At 68.7% G+C, this 16811-nt stretch carries 13 protein-coding genes; 5 read left to right on the forward strand and 8 right to left on the reverse strand.

All coding sequences use genetic code 11. From position 1 onward, the window contains the following. The first annotated feature begins 162 nt into the window (after window positions 1–162). The 3 genes from SJY11_RS07390 (at window position 163) to SJY11_RS07400 (ending at window position 3362) form a co-directional block, all read left to right on the forward strand. The gene (locus SJY11_RS07390) at window positions 163–1011 is read left to right on the forward strand and encodes an ABC transporter permease (RefSeq protein ID WP_376985962.1); all 849 of its coding nucleotides are present in this window, start codon (window positions 163–165) and stop codon (window positions 1009–1011) included. Window positions 1012–1180: 169 nt separating this feature from the next. After that, window positions 1181–2962 carry a dipeptide ABC transporter ATP-binding protein gene (locus SJY11_RS07395; protein ID WP_465247434.1) on the forward strand — a complete coding sequence of 594 codons (1782 nt, stop codon included), beginning with the start codon at window positions 1181–1183 and terminating at the stop codon, window positions 2960–2962. A gap of 82 nt (window positions 2963–3044) precedes the next feature. Continuing rightward, window positions 3045–3362, forward strand: a complete 318-nt coding sequence (locus SJY11_RS07400) for a hypothetical protein (protein WP_376985964.1) — start codon at window positions 3045–3047, stop codon at window positions 3360–3362. 151 nt (window positions 3363–3513) lie between these two features. On the opposite strand, the gene iolB is transcribed toward SJY11_RS07400, so the two are convergent. From iolB to SJY11_RS07425, 5 genes are all read right to left on the reverse strand, one after another. Beyond that, a complete protein-coding gene (gene iolB / locus SJY11_RS07405; RefSeq protein WP_376985965.1) occupies window positions 3514–4311 on the reverse strand; it encodes a 5-deoxy-glucuronate isomerase in 798 nt (265 codons plus the stop codon). A gap of 103 nt (window positions 4312–4414) precedes the next feature. Beyond that, entirely contained in the window at window positions 4415–5299 is an 885-nt protein-coding gene (gene iolE / locus SJY11_RS07410; RefSeq protein WP_376985966.1) for a myo-inosose-2 dehydratase, read from the reverse strand. Window positions 5300–5506: 207 nt separating this feature from the next. After that, complete coding sequence (iolD, locus tag SJY11_RS07415) at window positions 5507–7354, reverse strand: 3D-(3,5/4)-trihydroxycyclohexane-1,2-dione acylhydrolase (decyclizing) (RefSeq protein ID WP_376985967.1); 1848 nt, start codon at window positions 7352–7354, stop codon at window positions 5507–5509. A gap of 188 nt (window positions 7355–7542) precedes the next feature. Further along, a complete protein-coding gene (locus tag SJY11_RS07420; protein WP_376985968.1) occupies window positions 7543–9477 on the reverse strand; it encodes a bifunctional 5-dehydro-2-deoxygluconokinase/5-dehydro-2-deoxyphosphogluconate aldolase in 1935 nt (644 codons plus the stop codon). A gap of 139 nt (window positions 9478–9616) precedes the next feature. After that, a complete protein-coding gene (locus SJY11_RS07425) occupies window positions 9617–10495 on the reverse strand; it encodes a MurR/RpiR family transcriptional regulator (protein WP_376985969.1) in 879 nt (292 codons plus the stop codon). Between the two features lie 179 nt (window positions 10496–10674). Between SJY11_RS07425 and SJY11_RS07430 the strand changes: the two genes are divergently transcribed. Beyond that, the gene (locus tag SJY11_RS07430) at window positions 10675–11421 is read left to right on the forward strand and encodes an aspartate/glutamate racemase family protein (protein ID WP_376985970.1); all 747 of its coding nucleotides are present in this window, start codon (window positions 10675–10677) and stop codon (window positions 11419–11421) included. A 171-nt stretch (window positions 11422–11592) separates the two neighbouring features. On the opposite strand, the gene SJY11_RS07435 is transcribed toward SJY11_RS07430, so the two are convergent. From SJY11_RS07435 to SJY11_RS07445, 3 genes are all read right to left on the reverse strand, one after another. Further along, window positions 11593–12396 carry an SDR family NAD(P)-dependent oxidoreductase gene (locus SJY11_RS07435; protein WP_376985971.1) on the reverse strand — a complete coding sequence of 268 codons (804 nt, stop codon included), beginning with the start codon at window positions 12394–12396 and terminating at the stop codon, window positions 11593–11595. A gap of 131 nt (window positions 12397–12527) precedes the next feature. Then, window positions 12528–13547, reverse strand: a complete 1020-nt coding sequence (locus tag SJY11_RS07440) for a TRAP transporter substrate-binding protein (RefSeq protein WP_376985972.1) — start codon at window positions 13545–13547, stop codon at window positions 12528–12530. A gap of 68 nt (window positions 13548–13615) precedes the next feature. Then, a complete protein-coding gene (locus tag SJY11_RS07445; RefSeq protein WP_376985973.1) occupies window positions 13616–15484 on the reverse strand; it encodes a TRAP transporter large permease in 1869 nt (622 codons plus the stop codon). A 329-nt stretch (window positions 15485–15813) separates the two neighbouring features. Here SJY11_RS07445 and SJY11_RS07450 point away from each other — a divergent pair, with 329 nt between their 5' ends. Then, on the forward strand, window positions 15814–16647 hold the full coding sequence (locus SJY11_RS07450) for an IclR family transcriptional regulator (RefSeq protein ID WP_376985974.1): 834 nt from the start codon (window positions 15814–15816) through the stop codon (window positions 16645–16647). The last annotated feature ends 164 nt before the right edge of the window (window positions 16648–16811 follow it).

Genomic DNA, 16811 nt, shown 5'->3' on the forward strand with positions numbered 1-16811 from the left:
TGGGGGGCGGAAAGCCGGGGCACGTGGTGCGTCGTTTCAAAGCGTGATGCCAATGCAGTGCCCTTTCCAATCGCTCGCCAAGCGGCACGCCCCCCCTCTCCAACTCTCCCCCACCAGGGGGGAGAGGGCGCGTCGCGGCTGTGGCAGGGGAGGAGCCAACCCGTGACCTCCTCCACGCTCCGCCATACCGTCTGGATCCTGCGCGGCAACCCGGTCACGGCCGTCGCTGCCGCCGGTGCCTTCATCCTCTGCGTGCTCGCCGTGATCGGCCCCTGGATCGTGCCCTTCGACCCGATCGCGTCGGATGTAGCCAATGCGCTGAAGCCGCCGAGCGCCAAATACTGGGCCGGAACCGACCAGCTCGGCCGTGACGTGTTCAGCCGGCTGATCGTGGCGGCGCGGCTCGATCTCGCCATCGCGGCTTCGGCGGTGAGCCTGTCCTTCGTGCTCGGCGCGGTGGTGGGGGCGCTCTGCGGCTATACCGGCGGGCGGCTCGACCGCTATGTCGGGCGCTTCGTCGACGTGCTGATGGCCTTCCCGCTGTTCGTGCTGGCGATGGCGATGGTCGCCGCGCTCGGCAACCGGGTCGAGAACATCGTCATCGCGACCGCGATCATCAACCTGCCCTTCTACATCCGCTTCGCGCGGGCCGAGGTGAATGTCCGCCGCAATGCCGGCTGGGTCGAGGCGGCGCGTGCGAGCGGCGACAGCCATGTCTCCGTCGTGCTGCGCTTCCTGCTGCCCAACGTGCTGCCGGCGATGGCTGTGCAGGTCTCGCTCAATCTCGGCTGGGCGATCCTGAATGCGGCTGGGCTCTCCTTCATCGGGCTCGGCGTCTCCGCGCCGACGCCGGAATGGGGCATCATGGTCGCGGAGGGCGCGCGCTTCATCTCGACCGGAAAATGGTGGCTCGTGGCCTTCCCGGGGCTCGCGCTGATGCTGACGGTCTTGTGCTTCAACCTGCTCGGCGACGGCCTGCGCGACATCCTCGACCCGCGGATGCGGACGTGAAGCGCATGGTGTTTTCGCTCGAACACTCTCCGTCATTCCGGACAAGCCGCGTTAGCGGCGCCGATCCGGAATCCATCGGAGGCCACCGCGCTCTACGATGGATCCCGGAGCTCCGCTTCGCTGCGTCCGGGATGACGGCGCGCTTTGGTTTGGCGTCAGAGTTTTGACCGTGAACGCTTCACAAGACGCCCCCCTTCTCGCCATCGAAGACCTGCACGTCACCTTCTCGACGCGGCGCGGGCTGGTCGAGGCCGTGCGTGGCGTGTCCTTCTCGGTCGCGGCGGGCGAGACGCTCGGCGTCGTCGGCGAGAGCGGCTCGGGCAAATCGGTGACGGCGTTTGCGGTGACGCGGCTGCTCGATGCCTCGGGCCGGGTCAGCCAGGGCCGCATCCGTTTTGCGGGCGAGGACATCACCAGCGCCTCCTCGAAGCAGCTGCGCCGCCTGCATGGCGCGGCGATCTCGATGATCTTCCAGAACCCGCGCGGCGCGCTGAACCCGATCCGCACGGTCGGCCAGCAGATCGCAGACGCGATCATGGCCCATGAGCCGATCTCTTCGGCTGAGGGCCGGGCGCGCGCGCTCGAGCTGCTCAAGGCCGTGCTGATCCGCGAGCCCGAGAAGCGGCTCGACGCCTATCCGCACGAGCTCTCGGGCGGCATGTGCCAGCGCATCATGATTGCGATGGCCATCGCCTGCGCGCCCAAGCTGCTGATCGCCGACGAGCCGACGACGGGGCTCGACGTCACCACGCAGAAGACGGTGATGGACCTGCTGGCGAAGATCACCGCCGAGCGCGGCATGGCGATGATCCTGATCACGCATGATCTCGGCCTCGCCTCGCGCTACTGCCAGCGCGTCTGCGTGATGGAGCAGGGCCAGGTGGTGGAGGAGGCGCAGCCGCTGTCGCTGTTCAGCGCGCCGCAGCACCCCTACACCAAGCGCCTCGTCGCCGCCTCGCCGACCGCGACCTCGACGATCGCGGATCTGGCGCCGGAGGCCTTGGCGCCGTCTGCCGTCTCCCACACCCCTCATCCTGAGGAGGCCGCGCCAGCGGCCGTCTCGAAGGATGGTTCAGTGGTCTCGGAGCCTCCTGGTTCATCCTTCGAGACGAAGCCTGCGGCTTCTCCTCAGGATGAGGGCTCGGGGAAGGCCAAGCCCGCGCCGGGCACGCCGCTGCTGCTCGAAGTCCAGAACCTCGTGAAGCGCTACGACCGCGGCGTGGTCGCGGTGAACGACGTCTCCTTCGCGATCCGGGCCGGTGAGAGCCTCGGCCTCGTCGGCGAATCCGGCTCGGGCAAGAGCACCATCTCGCGGCTCGTCTGCCGGCTGATCGACGCCAGCGAGGGCGAGATCCTGTTCGACGGCCAGGCGATCGGCACGCTGCCGGCGCGCGACTTCCACCGCTCGCCGCTGCGCAAGGACATCCAGATCGTCTTCCAGGACCCGACCGACAGCCTCAACCCGCGCTTCAACGCCTTCGACTGCATCGCCCATCCGCTGCGGCGGCTCCTGAACATGAAGGACGGGGCCGCGCTCACCGCCCGCGTCAGCGAATGCGCCGAGCGCGCCGGGCTGCCGAGCGAATTGCTGGAGCGCTTCCCGCACCAGCTCTCGGGCGGCCAGAAGGCGCGTGTCGGGATCGCGCGCGCCATTGCCTGCCGGCCGCGGCTCCTGATCCTCGACGAGCCGACGGCGGCGCTCGACGTTTCCGTCCAGGCGGTGATCCTGCAGCTGCTCGACCGCTTGCGGCGCGAGGACGATCTGGCGCTGCTCTTCGTCAGCCACGACCTCAACGTCGTCCGGATGATGTGCGAGCGCACCGTGGTGATGCAGAACGGCGCCATCGTCGAGCAGGGCGAGAGCCTGGCGCTGTTTGCCGCGCCGCAGACCGACTACGCCCGCACGCTGCTGGAGGCCGTGCTGCATCTCGGCGGGCCGACCGTGCGCTGAGGCGGTCGATCCGGCCTTGAAATTGCGGCAAAGCGGCGGATCATGGCGCCCGATGTTTCGCCACCGCCCAAGGACAGCCTTCATGCCCCGTCTCCCGCTGCTGCCGGCCCTTGTTCTGCCCGTCCTGCTCGGCGCCTGCGCGATTCCGACCGCGCGCTCGAACGTCGTCGTGCTGACGGACAACAAGAGCGTGGTCGAGCCCTGCACGAAGCTCGGCGAGATCGACGGCGCCTCGGAGCTGCATGCCGTGCTGATCCTCGACAAGGCGCGCGATGCCGCGCTGGCGCGGCTCAAGACGCGAGGTGCCGACATGGGCGGCACCCATGTCCTCAGCAGCGTCGCCGACATCAAGTGGAAGGGTCCGTCGACGACTGGGACGGTCTACAAATGCGGGGCGTGAGGGGGCGTCACGGACCGTCTGGCCTCAGGCCGTCATCCTGGACCAGCGGCGCAGCCGCGCAGGCCGGGATCCATCATAGGGCATCGGCCTGCCCTATGATGGATCCCGGTCGGCCTTCGGCCGCCCAGGATGACGCATCACCCTGTTGGGCTCACAGCTTCGTCAGCCACTCATGCTCGGTGGCGTTGTGGAATTTCCAGGTCCGCTTCGGGCCGGCCATGACGTTGAGATAATACAGGTCATAGCCGTGGCAGGTGGCGCAGGGATGGTAGCCCCTGGGCACCAGCACAACGTCGCCATCCTCGATCGCCATGGCTTCGTCGAGGCTGCGGTCGTGCGTGTAGACGCGCTGGAAGCCGAAGCCCTGCGGCGGGTTCAGCCGGTGGTAGTAGGTCTCCTCCAGATAGCTTTCGCGCGGCAGGTCGTCCTGGTCGTGCTTGTGGGGCGGGTAGCTCGAGGTGTTGCCGGCGGGAGTGATCACCTCGACGACGAGGAGCGAATCCGCCGGCTCGCCCTCGGGGAGGATGTTGGTGACGTGGCGGGTGTTGGAGCCCATGCCGCGGACCTCCTGGCCGAGATCGTCGGGCGCGATCACCCGCACCGGCAGGCCGCCGCCCAGGCCGGGCGCGGTGCAGACCGCCAGCTCCAGATCCGTGGTCGCCGTCACCGACCAGCTTGATCCTTGCGGGACATAGACCGACCAGGGCTTGCCCTCGAAGGGCGACATGCGCTGGCCTAGGGTGCCGAGCTCCTGCCCGCCGGCCGTAACCTCGCCCTTGCCCGTAACGAAGACGAGGCAGGCCTCGCGATCCCCCGTCGCCGCTGACACGCTCTCGCCGGCCTTGAGCCGGTGCAGCTCGAAGCCGACATAGGTCCAGCCGGCGCTCTGCGGCGTGACGCGGGTCACGAGCCCTTGGCGGCCGGAGGGGCGGATCTTGAGGTGGGACATGGGTTGCTCCTATCCGGGTTCGTCATGCTCGGGCTCGACCCGAGCATCTCCTGCAAGAGATTCTCGGGTCTGCGCTTCGCTTCGCCCGAGAATGACGCTGTCGTCAGCCCAGCCCCGCTTCCGTGATGAAGCGGCTGAGATTGGCGTGGCCGAGCTTCGCATAAGCCGCGGGCTCCGCCTTCTTCGGGTCCTGCTCGGCCTCGACGACGATCCAGCCGGCATAGCCCTGCAGTTCCTTGAGCACGCGGACATAGTCGATCAGCCCGTCGCCCGGCACGGTGTAGACGCCGGCGAGCACCGACTGCAGGAAGGACCAGTCCTCCCTGTTGGACTGCCACATCACGGCGTCGCGGATGTCCTTGCAGTGGACATGGTGGATGCGGGGCTTCCAGTGCCGGGCGATGCGGGCGGGATCTCCGCCGCCCCAGGTGGCGTGGCCGGTGTCGAGCAGGAGCCCGACGGCGTCGCCAGTGACGGCCATGAAGCGGTCGATCTCGGATTCGGTCTGCACCACCGTGCCCATATGGTGGTGATAGACGAGCTGGAGGCCGTATTCGGCTTTCAGGCCCTCGGCGAAGTTCGTGTAGCGCGCGCCGAACGGCGCCCAGCCCTCCTTCGCCAGCACGGGGCGGGCGGAGAGCGGCCTGGCCATGTCGGAATGGATGGCGTTCGAGGTCTCGGCCGCGATCAGCACGGTGCAGCCCATGTCGCGCAGCAGGGTGGCATGGGCCTTCACGGCCGCCATCTCGGCGGCGACGTCGCGGATCAAAAGCTCCGTCGAGTACCAGCCCGAGACGAGTGCTTGGCCATGGGCGTCGAGGATCGGCTTCAGCGCGGCGGCGGTGCGCGGGAACTTGTTGCCGAGCTCCATGCCGGTGAAGCCGGCCGTGCGGGCCTCGCTCAGGCAGGTCTCGAGCGGGATGTCGCCGCCGATCTCCAGCATGTCGTCATTCGACCAGCCGATGGGGTTTGCGCCGATGCGGATCATGTGTGCGTCCTCGAGGGTCTTCAGGCTCAGGTTGATGGGATCGGGCGCGGGGAACCCTCTCCCGTAGGGAGAGGGCAGGGTGAGGGGTCGGCCGTTGGACACCGTGGCTGTGACCTGACGGCAGCCGCTGTCAGGACGAGATTAACTGGTCCAGGGGCCAGCACCTCACCCCTGCCCCTCTCCTTACAGGAGAGGGGTTCCCCGCGCTTAATTCCCGACACGCTGGTGCTGCCGTTTGATGTCGTACTGCGCCCGCGCGGCGCGGACTTCGGCGCGTTCGCTGACCTCCGGAACCGCCACGTCCCACCAGGCGCCGCCGGCGCCGGTCGAGACCAGCGGGTCGGTGTCGATGACGATGACCGTGGTGCGGGTGTTGGTTTTCGCCTGTGTCAGAGCGACTTCCAACTCGGCGATCGAGGCGGCTTTCACGGCGATCGCGCCGAGGCTGGCGGCGTGCTGGACGAAGTCGATCTCGGGCAGGGTCTCGTGCCGGGCGTCCTTCAGCAGGTTGTTGAAGGAGGCGCTGCCGGTCGCGTTCTGGAGACGGTTGATGCAGCCGAAGCCGCGGTTGTCGAGCAGCACGATGGTGAGCCTGAGGCCGAGCATCACCGAGGTCGCGATCTCGGAGTTCATCATCAGATAGGAGCCATCGCCGACCATGACGACGACCTCGCGCTCGGGCCGCGCCATCTTGGCGCCGAGCCCGCCGGCGATCTCGTAGCCCATGCAGGAGAAGCCGTATTCGGCATGGTAGGAGCCGGGCGAGCCCGCCTGCCAAAGCTTGTGCAATTCGCCGGGCAGCCCGCCGGCCGCATGCAGCAGGATGACCTCCGAGCCGAGGCTGCGCTGGACGGCGCCGATGACCTGCGCGTCCGAGGGCAGCGCCACGTTGGTCGCGGCTGTGGCGGCCTGCGCCTCCTTCCGCCACGCCGCCTTGCCGGCCTTCGCGTCGCTGGTCCAGCTTTCAGGGGCCATCCAGCCACCGAGCGCGTCGCGCAGTTCGGCGAGGCCCTCGCGGGCGTCCGCCACCAGCGGCAAGGCGCGGTGCTTGCCGGCATCGAACGCCTGGACGTTGAGGCCGATCACGCTCTTGCCGGCGGCGAAGAGTGCCCAGGAGCCGGTGGTGAAATCCTGCAACCGCGTGCCCACCGCGAGGATCAGGTCGGCCTCCGCGGCGAGGCGGTTGGCGGCGCCCGTGCCGGTGACGCCGACGGCGGCCATGTTGAGTGCGGCGTCGTCGGGCAGGGCGGACTTGCCGCCCTGCGTCTCGCAGACGGGGATGCCGGTCTGCATCGCAAAGCGGGCGAGCTCGTCGCTGGCGACGGAATAGAGCACGCCGCCGCCGGCCACGATCAGCGGCTTCTTCGCGGCCTTCAGTGCTGCGGCTGCGGCTGCGAGTTCGGCCCGGTCGGGCCGCGGGCGGCGCGGCGTCCAGAGACGCTCTTCGAAGAAGCTCTCCGGGTAATCATAGGCCTCCGCCTGGACGTCCTGGCAGAGCGCGAGCGTGACGGGGCCGCATTCAGCGGGGTCGGTCAGCACCTGCATGGCGCGCTGGAGCGCGGGGATGATCTGCTCGGGCCGGGTGATGCGGTCGAAATAGCGCGAGACCGGCCGGAAGCAGTCATTGGCCGAGATCGTGCCGTCGCTGGAATGCTCAACCTGCTGGAGGACGGGGTCGGGGATGCGGTTGGCGAAGACGTCGCCCGGCAGCAGCAGCACCGGCAGGCGGTTGACATGGGCGAGCGCGGCCGCGGTGACGAGGTTGGTGGCGCCTGGGCCGATCGAGGTCGTCGCGGCCATGAAGCGGCGGCGCATGTTCGTCTTGGCATAGGCGATGGCGGCATGGGCCATGGCTTGCTCGTTATGGGCGCGGAAGGTCGGCAGGTGCTCGCGCTCCTGCCAGAGCGCCTCGCCGATCCCGGCGACATTCCCATGGCCGAAGATCGCCCAGACGCCACCGACAATCGGCAGGCGCTCCCCGTCGATCTCGGTCATCTGGCGGCTGAGATAGCGCGTCAGCGCCTGGGCCATGGTGAGGCGGATGGTGGCGGTCATGTCGGGTTTCGACTCTCCATCACGAATTGCGATGTCATTCCGGGGCTTCGCGGAGCGAAGAACCCGGAACCCACGACCGGGCGAGCCGGTCGCAACCGGGTTTGAGATGTCTCACCTGGTCGTGGGTTCCGGGTTCGCGCCTGCGGCGCGTCCCGGAATGACAGAGGTGGCTCCCGGCCGAACACCGCCTATGCCGCCTTACGGCCACGCGTGGCGATCCAGAGCTCGGTCAGCGCGCCGAAGCGGCGGGCCATGTCGGCGATCGCCGCTTCGTCGTCCATGCGGCCGGCGAGCCAGGCTTCGGCTGCGGCCATGAAGATGGTGCGGCCGACGGCGAAGCCCTTGACGATGGGGGTGGCAGCCGTGGCGGCAAAGCCCGCCTCCAGCTCTTCGGCGGGGGCGTCGAGCCCGAGCAGCAGCACGCCGCGGCACCACGGGTCGTTGCGGGCGACGGTCTGCTCGATCGCGGCCCAGGCGGCGGGCGAGGCCTGCGGCTCGAGCTTCCACCAGTCCGGCCGGATGCCGAGATCGTAGAGCTCCTGCATCGCGCGGGCGATGGTGTCGGGGCCGAGCGGGCCGTGCTTGCCGGCGATGATCTCGATCAGCAATTCGCGGCCGACCTTGCGGGCCGCCTCGAACAGGCCGCGCAGCTTCTCCTGCTGGGCCAACTTGAGCGCGGGCTCGTCGTCGGGATGGTAGAAGCACAGCGCCTTGATGCAGTGATCGACCGGCCATTCCGGCAGAGCCGAGCCGATATCCTGGCTGCCCTCGAAGCGTAGCGGCCGCGAGCCCGGCAGCTCGACCGGGCGGCCGAGCCAGGAGAAGGGGTGGCGGGCGAACTCGAACATCGCCTCGCGGCCATGCTTCTCGTCGAGCAGCATGCCGTAGCCCGGCCGGCCGGCGGCGACGCGGGCGGCGGCCTTGACCGCCAGCACCTTGAAGTCGCGGATGCGGGCGGGGTCTGCACCGACCTTCTGCGCGACTTCCTCGAGCTGGGCGCGGTGGTCGCAGGCGAGCGCCATCAGCGAGGGGATGTCGCGGCGGCGCGTCGTCGCCCAGTGGATGTGGTTGATCGCCTCGTCCTTGCGGAGCGCGCGATGCGGGCTGCCTTCTTTTAGGAAATACTGCAGCTCCGCGAAGGTCGGGCTCTCGGGCGAGCAGAGCAGCCGCGAGACAGCGAAGGCGCCGCAGGCATTGGCCCAGGTCGCTGCCGTCTGGAGGGTTTCGCCGCCGAGCCAGCCGCGCAGGAAGCCGGACATGAAGGCGTCGCCCGCGCCGAGCACATTATAGACCTCGATCGGGAAGCCCTTGCCGATGATGCCGTCCTCGAGATCGTCGGAGATTTCGCCCTCATAGACGATGCAGCCCATCGGGCCGCGCTTGAGCACGATGGTGGCGGGGGTGAGCGCGCGGATCGTCTTCAGCGCCGGCAGCAGCTCGCTCTCGCCCGAAGCGATCAGCACCTCTTCTTCTGTGCCGACGACGAGGTCGCAGCCGGGGAGAACGCTCTTCATCCGCTCCGAGACGGCGGCTGATGCGATGTAGCGGTTGTCGCCGGCGGCATGGCCGGCGAGCCCCCAGAGATTGGGGCGGTAGTCGATGTCGAGGATGACCTTGCCGCCCTGCGCCTGGATCAGCCGCATCGCCTTGCGCTGGGCGGCCTCGGTGTTGGGCCTCGCGAAATGGGTGCCGGTGACGACGACGGCGCGGGCCGTGGCGAGGAAGGCCGCGTCGACGTCCTCCTCCTCCAGCGCCATGTCGGCGCAGTTCTCGCGGTAGAACAGCAGCGGGAAGGACTTGTCGCTCTCGACGGAGAGGATGGCGAGCGCCGTCAGCCGCTGCGGGTCGGTCTTCAGCCCGCCGAGATCGACGCCCTCGCGGGCGAGCTGCTCGCGCAGGAAGCGGCCGAACTGTTCGTCGCCGACGCGTGTCAGCAGGGCCGAGCGCAGCCCCAGCCGGGCGGTGCCGATGGCGATGTTGGCCGGGCAGCCGCCGACCGATTTGGCGAAGCTGCCGACATCCTCGAGCCGCGAGCCGATCTGCTGGCCGTAGAGATCGACCGATGCGCGCCCGATGGTGATGACGTCGAGCGACGGGGCGGATGTGCCCTGCGATGCCGCCATGTCGTTCTCCCGGCTCGTCCTGCCCCTGGTTCCGGCTGCGCCATGCGCTCCGGCGATCCGTCGTTTACGAAATAACAGTTCTACTTGCCAGTCAATTCGGAATGGATGTTCCCGATCTGGAGGGTGGGGGCCGAGAGCGTCAGGAGGGGCTGCGCGCGCGTCCGCGCGGCTTGCCGGGCTTGCGGTCCCGGCGGGCGTCGCCGATGCCGACGGCCAGCGCCATCGACAGCGCCATGGTGGCCGCAAGCGTGCGGAAGCCGCCGAAATCGGCCTCCGCGACCTCGAACCAGAGCGTCGCGAACTGGACCAGCGGCGAGAAGGCGCTGTCGGTGATGGCGACGACCGGCACGCCGCGCTCGGAGAGCTGGCGGGCCTCGTCGATCGTCTCGGCCGCATAGGGCGAGAAGCTGACGACGAGCGCGACGTCGCGCGGCGTTGCGAAGGAGAGGATCTCGGGGCTCAGGCCGGCAGCCGATTCGACGAGCTGGTTGCGCACGCCGAGCTTGCCCAGCGCATAGGCCATGTAGCTCGCCACCGGGTAGGAGCGCCGCCGCGCCAGGATATAGACCGTCTCCGCGCCGGCGAGCGCGGCGATGGCGCGGTCGAGCAGCGCCTCGTCGAGTGATCGGGCCAAAAGGTCGAGCGATGTCCCCGAGGCGGTCAGGAAACCCTCGAGGATGCGGTGGTTGGCGCCGTTGTCGCCGACATTGGCGCGCAGCGCGTTGAGCCGCTCCTCATAGCTCGAATTGCGCTCGCGCAGGCGCTCGCGGAAGACGCTCTGCAGGCTGGTGAAGCCGTCGAAGCCGAGATGCTGGGCGAAGCGCACCAGCGTCGAGGGCTGCACGCCCGCGGCGTCCGCGATGCTGGCCGCCGTGCCGAAGGCGATCTCGTCGGGATTGTCGAGCGCATAGGCGGCGACCTGGGCGATCCGCTTGGGCAGCGACTGGCGGCGGGCGAGGATCAGCGATCTCAGGCCGTCGAAATCGCGAGGGGCCGATAGGGCCGTCTCGTCCGTCATGCCATCCCTCTCCCGGCCGCGCGCCGCGCGTCAGCCCTTCTGGCAGCGTGCGCGGAATGGATCAAGTGTTCCAGTGATGGAACGGGCTTCGCCGGCGCGGCGCAGGACTGGCTCTCGCGCCCGCGCCATGGCACGCAGCCTGCAGGCGCGACGCGCCCGGCCCCAGAGAGCGTGACGCGATGAAGATCCTGCTGCTGAACCCCAACACCAGCGAGAGCCTGACGACGCGGCTGCTGGCTGCGGCGGTGCAGGTCGTCGGCGCGGACACGCAGATCGTGCCCGCCACGGCCCCGCGCGGCGTTCCTTACATCTCGACGCGGGCGGAGGCGCAGATCGGCGGGGCGATGGCGCTGGAGATGCTGGCGGAGCGGGCGGGGACGTATGATGCGGCGGTGATCGCGGCCTTCGGCGATCCCGGCCTGTTCGCGGCGCGCGAATTGTTCGAGGTGCCGGTGGTTGGCATGGCGGAGGCCGCGATGCTGACGGCCTGCATGCTGGGCCGGCGCTTCGCGATCGTCACCTTCGCGAGCGCGCTGGGGCCCTGGTACCAGGAATGCGTCGAGATGCACGGCATGGTCGATCGCTGCGCCGGTATCCGCATGCTCGACGGCGCCTTCCGCTCGATCTCCGACGTGCAGGAGGAGAAGCAAGACCTGCTGGTCGCGCTCGCCAACGAGGCGGTTTCCAGCACGCAGGCCGATGTGGTGATCCTGGCGGGAGCGCCGCTGGCGGGGCTGGCGGCGAAGGTTCGCGAGCGCATTCCGGTGCCGGTGATCGACCAGGTCCAGGCGGCGGTGCGGCAGGCGCAGACGCTGGCGCTGCTGCGTCCGCTCAAGGCGCGCACGGGCAGCTTCGCGCGCCCGGCGGGCAAGGAGAGCGTGGGTTTGGCGGGACCGCTGGCGGACTGGATCGCAAGGCGGGGGTGACCTCCCCCTGCTCACTCCAGCACCACCCGCGTCATCCTGGACAGCCGCGCAGCGGCGCAGGCCGGGATCCATCATCGGGCTCCGCGGTGCCCGATGATGGATCCCGGTCGGCCTTTGGCCGCCCAGGATGACGGGGCTGGTTCCGAGCATGACGGGAATGACGGCAGGGCCTCACCCCACCCCGCTCGCGCCGCAGGTCTGGCCGCCGTCGACCGGCAGGCAGACGCCGGTGATGAACTTCGCCTCGTCGGAGGCGAGGAAGACGGCGGCGTTGGCGATGTCCCAGGCGGTGCCCATCTTGCCCATCGGCACGAGCGCGTCGCGGGCGGCGACCATCTCGTCTGCCGAGGCGTATTGGCCGGAAATCTGCTTATAGATCATCGGCGTGTCGATCAGCCCGGGCATGATGCAGTTCGCCCGGATGCCCTGCCGCGCATATTGCATGGCGAGCGCCACCGTCGCCTGGTTCACGGCGGCCTTGGTCGCGTAATAGGCGAAATAGGGATAGCCGACCCAGCGGATCGCGGCGATCGAGGAGATGTTGACGATGGCGCCGCCGCCGCCGGCCAGCATATGCGGGATCACCGCCTTGGAGCAGCGATAGACCGGGCCGAGATTGAGGTCGATCGCCGCCTGGAACTGCTCCTCCGACAACTCGACCGGCCCGCCCATATGGGTGACGCCGACATTGTTGTGGAGGATGTTGATGCGGCCGAAGCGCGTCATCGTCGCGGCGACGGCTGAGTCGATCGAGGCCTGACGGGTGACGTCGGCGGCAAGTGCGATGGCGATGCCGCCCTCGCCATTGATGATCGCGGCGGTTTCGTCGGCCGCCGCCTGGCTGATGTCGATGCAGGCGACGCGGGCGCCCTCGCGGGCGAAGGCGACGGCCGCAGCCTTGCCGTTACCCCAGCCCTCGCCGGAGGAACCGGCGCCGAAGACGACGGCGATCTTGCCCTTGAGGCGGTCGGCCATGGTGGTCTTCTTTCGTCTCGCGGTGGAACCGCGCCGTCATGCTCGGGCTCGACCCGAGCATCTCCTGCAGGAGATTCTCGGGTCTGCGCTGCGCTTCGCCCGGGAATGACGGGCTCGGTCGTCGAAGGCTCTCAGCTCAGTGAGCCGCCGACGGCCTTCTCGAGGATCGCCCAGGCCTCGTCGCCATATTTCTTCTTCCACTCGGCGTAGAAGCCGGCCTTGCGCAGGGCGTCGCGGAAGGGGTCGGCCTTGGTCTCGTTGAAGACCATGCCCTTGGACGTCAGGTCGTCGCGCAGGCCGGCATTGAGCTTGGCGACGTCGGCGCGCTCCAGCTCGGCGGCGGCGTTGAGGTTCTTGGCGACGATGGCGCGCAGATCCGCCGGCAGGCGCTCCCAGGCGCGCTTGTTGCCGAGGAACCAGAAGCCGTCCCACATGTGGTTGGTCAGGGAGCAGTATTTCTGCACCTCGAACAGCTTGGCGGTCGAGATGATCGCCAGCGGGTTCTCCTGGCCGTCGACGATCTTGGTCTGCAGCGCAGTGTAGACCTCGGCGAAGTTGATGCTGGCGGGGGCCGACTGGAAGGCGGTGAACATCGAGGTCCAGAGCGGCGAGACCGGCACGCGGATCTTGAAGCCCTTGAGGTCGTCAGGCGTGCTGATCGGGCCCTTGGACGAGGTCATCTGGCGGAAGCCGTTGTCCCAGATCTTGTCCATGACGACGAGGTTGGCCTTGCCGATCTGGCCGCGCACATAGGCGCCCAGCTCGCCGTCCATGGCCTTCCAGACGGCGTCATAGTTCGGGAAGGCGAAGCCGATGCCCGAGACCGAGGCGTTGGGCACGAGCGTCGAGAGGATCAGCGGCGAGAGCGTGAAGAACTCGACGCCGCCCGAGCGGACCTGGCTCAGCATGTCGGTGTCGGAGCCGAGCTGGTTGTTCGGGAAGATCTGGATCGCGACGCGGCCCTTGGTCTCGGCCTTGATCTTCTCGACCGCCTCGTTGGCGCGCTGGTTCAGCGGATGCGCGAGCGGCAGGTTGTTGGCGTATTTGTAGGTGAATTCGGGGGTCTGCGCGGAAGCCGTGCCGATGTGGAAGGTGCCGATCGCCGAAGCGGCGGCGGTGCCCTGAAGCAGGATGCGGCGTGAGATGGTCATGGTCGTTTCTCCCTGTGGTTTCTGGTGGTGTTCTGGTGTGACGGACGAAGGGTGTTGCGGCGGCTTCCTCACAGAACCCAGGTTGAGAGGCCGGGCACGAAGGCGATGACGACGAGGCCCGCGAGCAGCGCGATCAGATAGGGCCAGATCGCGCCCATCGCCTCGTCGGGCGAGACGTTGCCGATCTTGCAGGCGATGTAGAAGCCGATGCCGATCGGCGGGGTCATCAGGCCGATGTTCATCGCGGTGACCACCACCATCGAGTAATGCACGTCGTTGATGCCGAGGCTCTTGGCGATCGGGAACATCAGCGGCGCCATCAGCACGATGGCGGGCAGCCCCTCGAGCACGCAGCCCAGGATCATGAAGACGGCGATCGTCACCACCATGAAGGTCAGCCAGCCGCCGGGAAGGCCGGTCATCACGGCGGCGAGGTCGCGGGCGAAGCCGGTCTGGGTCAGGGCCCAGGCCATGGCGAGTGCGGTGCCGAGGATCATCAGGATGGCGCCCGAGAGGGCCGCCGTCTCGACGAACATGGCGTAGAATTTGCGCCGGCTGATGCCGCCATAGAGGATCATGCCGATGATCAGCGCGTAGAGCACCGCGATGGTGGAGACTTCCGTGGCGGTGGCGACGCCGCCGCCGACCGCGCCGCGGATGATGAAGGGCAGCACCAGGGCGGGGCCGGCGATCAGCGCGGTCTTGCCGATGACCGAGAGCGAGACCCGGCGCACGCCCTGCATATCCTCGTGGCGCGCCTTCCAGCGCGCGAGAATGGCGAGCGCCAGCAGCAGCACCATGGCGATGGCGAAGCCGGCATTGAACAGGCCGGCGATCGAGACGCCCGCGACCGAGCCGAGCACGATCAGCACGATCGAGGGCGGGACCGTGTCGGCCATGGCCGCGCCGGTCGAGAGCAGCGCGATCAGTTCCTTGGGCTTGTAGCCGCGTCGCTTCATCTCCGGAAACAGCGCGGGGGCGACGGTCGCCATGTCCGAGACCTTCGAGCCGGAAATGCCCGAGACCAGGAAGAGCGAGCCGAGCAGGACATAGGACATGCCAGCGCGGACATGGCCGAGCATGGAGGCGAGGAAGTCGACGATCGCCTTGCCCATGCCCGTCGCATCGAGGATGCAGCCGAGCAGCACGAAGATCGGCACCGAGAGCAGGATGATGCTCGACATGCCCTCGTCCATGCGGCCGACCATCACCAGCATCGGCACATTGGTTGAGAAGACGAGGAAGCACAGCGTGCCCATGCCGAAGCAGAAGGCGATCGGCACGCCGGCGACGAGGCAGAGCGCGACGACGACGACCAGGAAGATCAGGATGTTGCCGTAGCCCAGCCCCTTTAGCACCGGCGTCAGCCACCAGAAGGCGGCGCCGATGGCGAGGATCAACGCCGCTGCCAGGACGAGATCGCGCAGCGTCGAGGTGCGCCAGGCGTGGCGCAGCGCCAGCAGCGACATCAGGACGATGCCGGTGGCGAGCGCCGAGACGCGCCAGCTGTTGGGAATGTTGAGCGCGGCCGAGGTGACGAAGCTCTCCTCGATCGCATAGTCGATCGCCGGGTAGATCATCGCCAGCAGGAAGGCGGCGACGACGAGCAGCGCGAAGGTGTTGGCGAAGCCGCGCAGACGCTCCGGGATCATGCCGATGAAGAGCGTCAGCCGTAGATGCTCGTTGCGGTCGATCGCGATCGCCGAACCGAGCATGGCGAGCCAGAGGAAGGAGATCGAGGCGACTTCGTCGATCCAGATCACCGGCAGCGAGAAGACATAGCGCGAGGTGACGCCGAGCAGCAGGACGCCGATGATCAGTGCGACGAGGGCCGCCGCGACGGCCTCGACGGGCCGCATGAAGGGCGAACCCGGGCGGACATCCGCGAGCTCCGCGATGGCCTCGGGCAGGGCGATCCTGTCGGCGACGTCGACCATGGCGCGGCTCAGCGCCAGCGGCGCGCGACGGCCGGGTTGGCCTGCGACGTCACGGTTGCGGTCGTGGGGCCGGACCCCTCGCAGGGTGCCTGCATCGACATCGATTCATCCTCCCGGTCGCATCGATCTTGTCTGGCCTGTCGAGCGGCCGTCGATGCGGTCCACATCGTGATCGCGATCACTGTGAAGCGGGCCGGAGATTACACGAGGCAACCCGCATTGCAATCGGCAATCGGGCGAACTAGGCTGAAGCAATAAGAATAAGGTCCACATCATGGACCTTCGGTGAGGGCGCCAGGGTGGCAGGAAGCGACGAGGCACGGGCCGGGATGTCCGGCTCGCAGAGCGTGGACCGCGCGCTGCAGCTGCTGGCGCTGATCGGCCGCGAGCCGGCGGGCGGGCTGCCGCTGGTTGAGATCGTCGCCGGCAGCGGCCTGAACAAGCCGACCGCGCGACGGCTGCTGCTGGCCCTGATCCGGGCCGGCCTCGTCGAGCAGGAGCCGCAGACACGCCATTACTGCCTGGGCGAGGAGGCCTTCGTTCTCGGCGTGCTCGCGGCCCGCCGGCACGGCCTGCTCGACCTCGCGATGGAGAGCCTGCGCCGTCTCGCCGGCGTGACGATGGACACCAGCTTCCTCTCCGTGCGGCGCGACCATTACTGCGTCTGCCTGCATCGCGAGGAGGGCACCTATCCGGTGCGGACCCATGCGCTGCAGACCGGCGACCAGCATCCGCTGGGTGTCGGGGCCGGCTCGCTGGCGCTGCTGGCATCGCTGCCCGATGATGATGTGGACCGCATCCTGGCCGCCAACGAGCCCGCGCTGCGCGCCCGCTACCAGGGGTTCGCGCCGGAGATCCTGCGCGACGATCTCGCGCTTGCGCGCCAGCGCGGCTTCGCGCTCAACCCCGGCCGGCTCGTCGCCAGCTCCTGGGGCGTCGGCATGGCCTTTCGCTATCCGGACGGGCGCGTCGCCGGCGCGCTCAGCCTGGCGGCGATCGACAGCCGCATGCAGCCGGCGCGGCAGGAGGAACTGGCCGCCCATCTGCGCGCCGAGGTCACGCGGATGGAGCGGCTGCTGGCGGAGATGTTCGTGCCGGGCCGCATGGTCGCGCACCGGGCCGGGCGGCCGGTCGCGCCGGCGCTCGAGGCGAGGCGGGCGTGAGGTGTATTGTATCCTTCCCAAACGGCGTCATCCCGGGCGACCGCAGGGAGACCCGGGATCCATTCCGGAACGCTTCAGGCATGGATCCCCGATCTCCGCTTCGCTGCGTCCGGGATGACGGCGCGGTTTTTCTTCATGACCGCCGTTTCAAGACAAGATTGAGG

It is taken from the genome of Allobosea sp. R86505, from assembly GCF_042466375.1.
Taxonomy (GTDB): Bacteria; Pseudomonadota; Alphaproteobacteria; order Rhizobiales; family Beijerinckiaceae; genus Allobosea.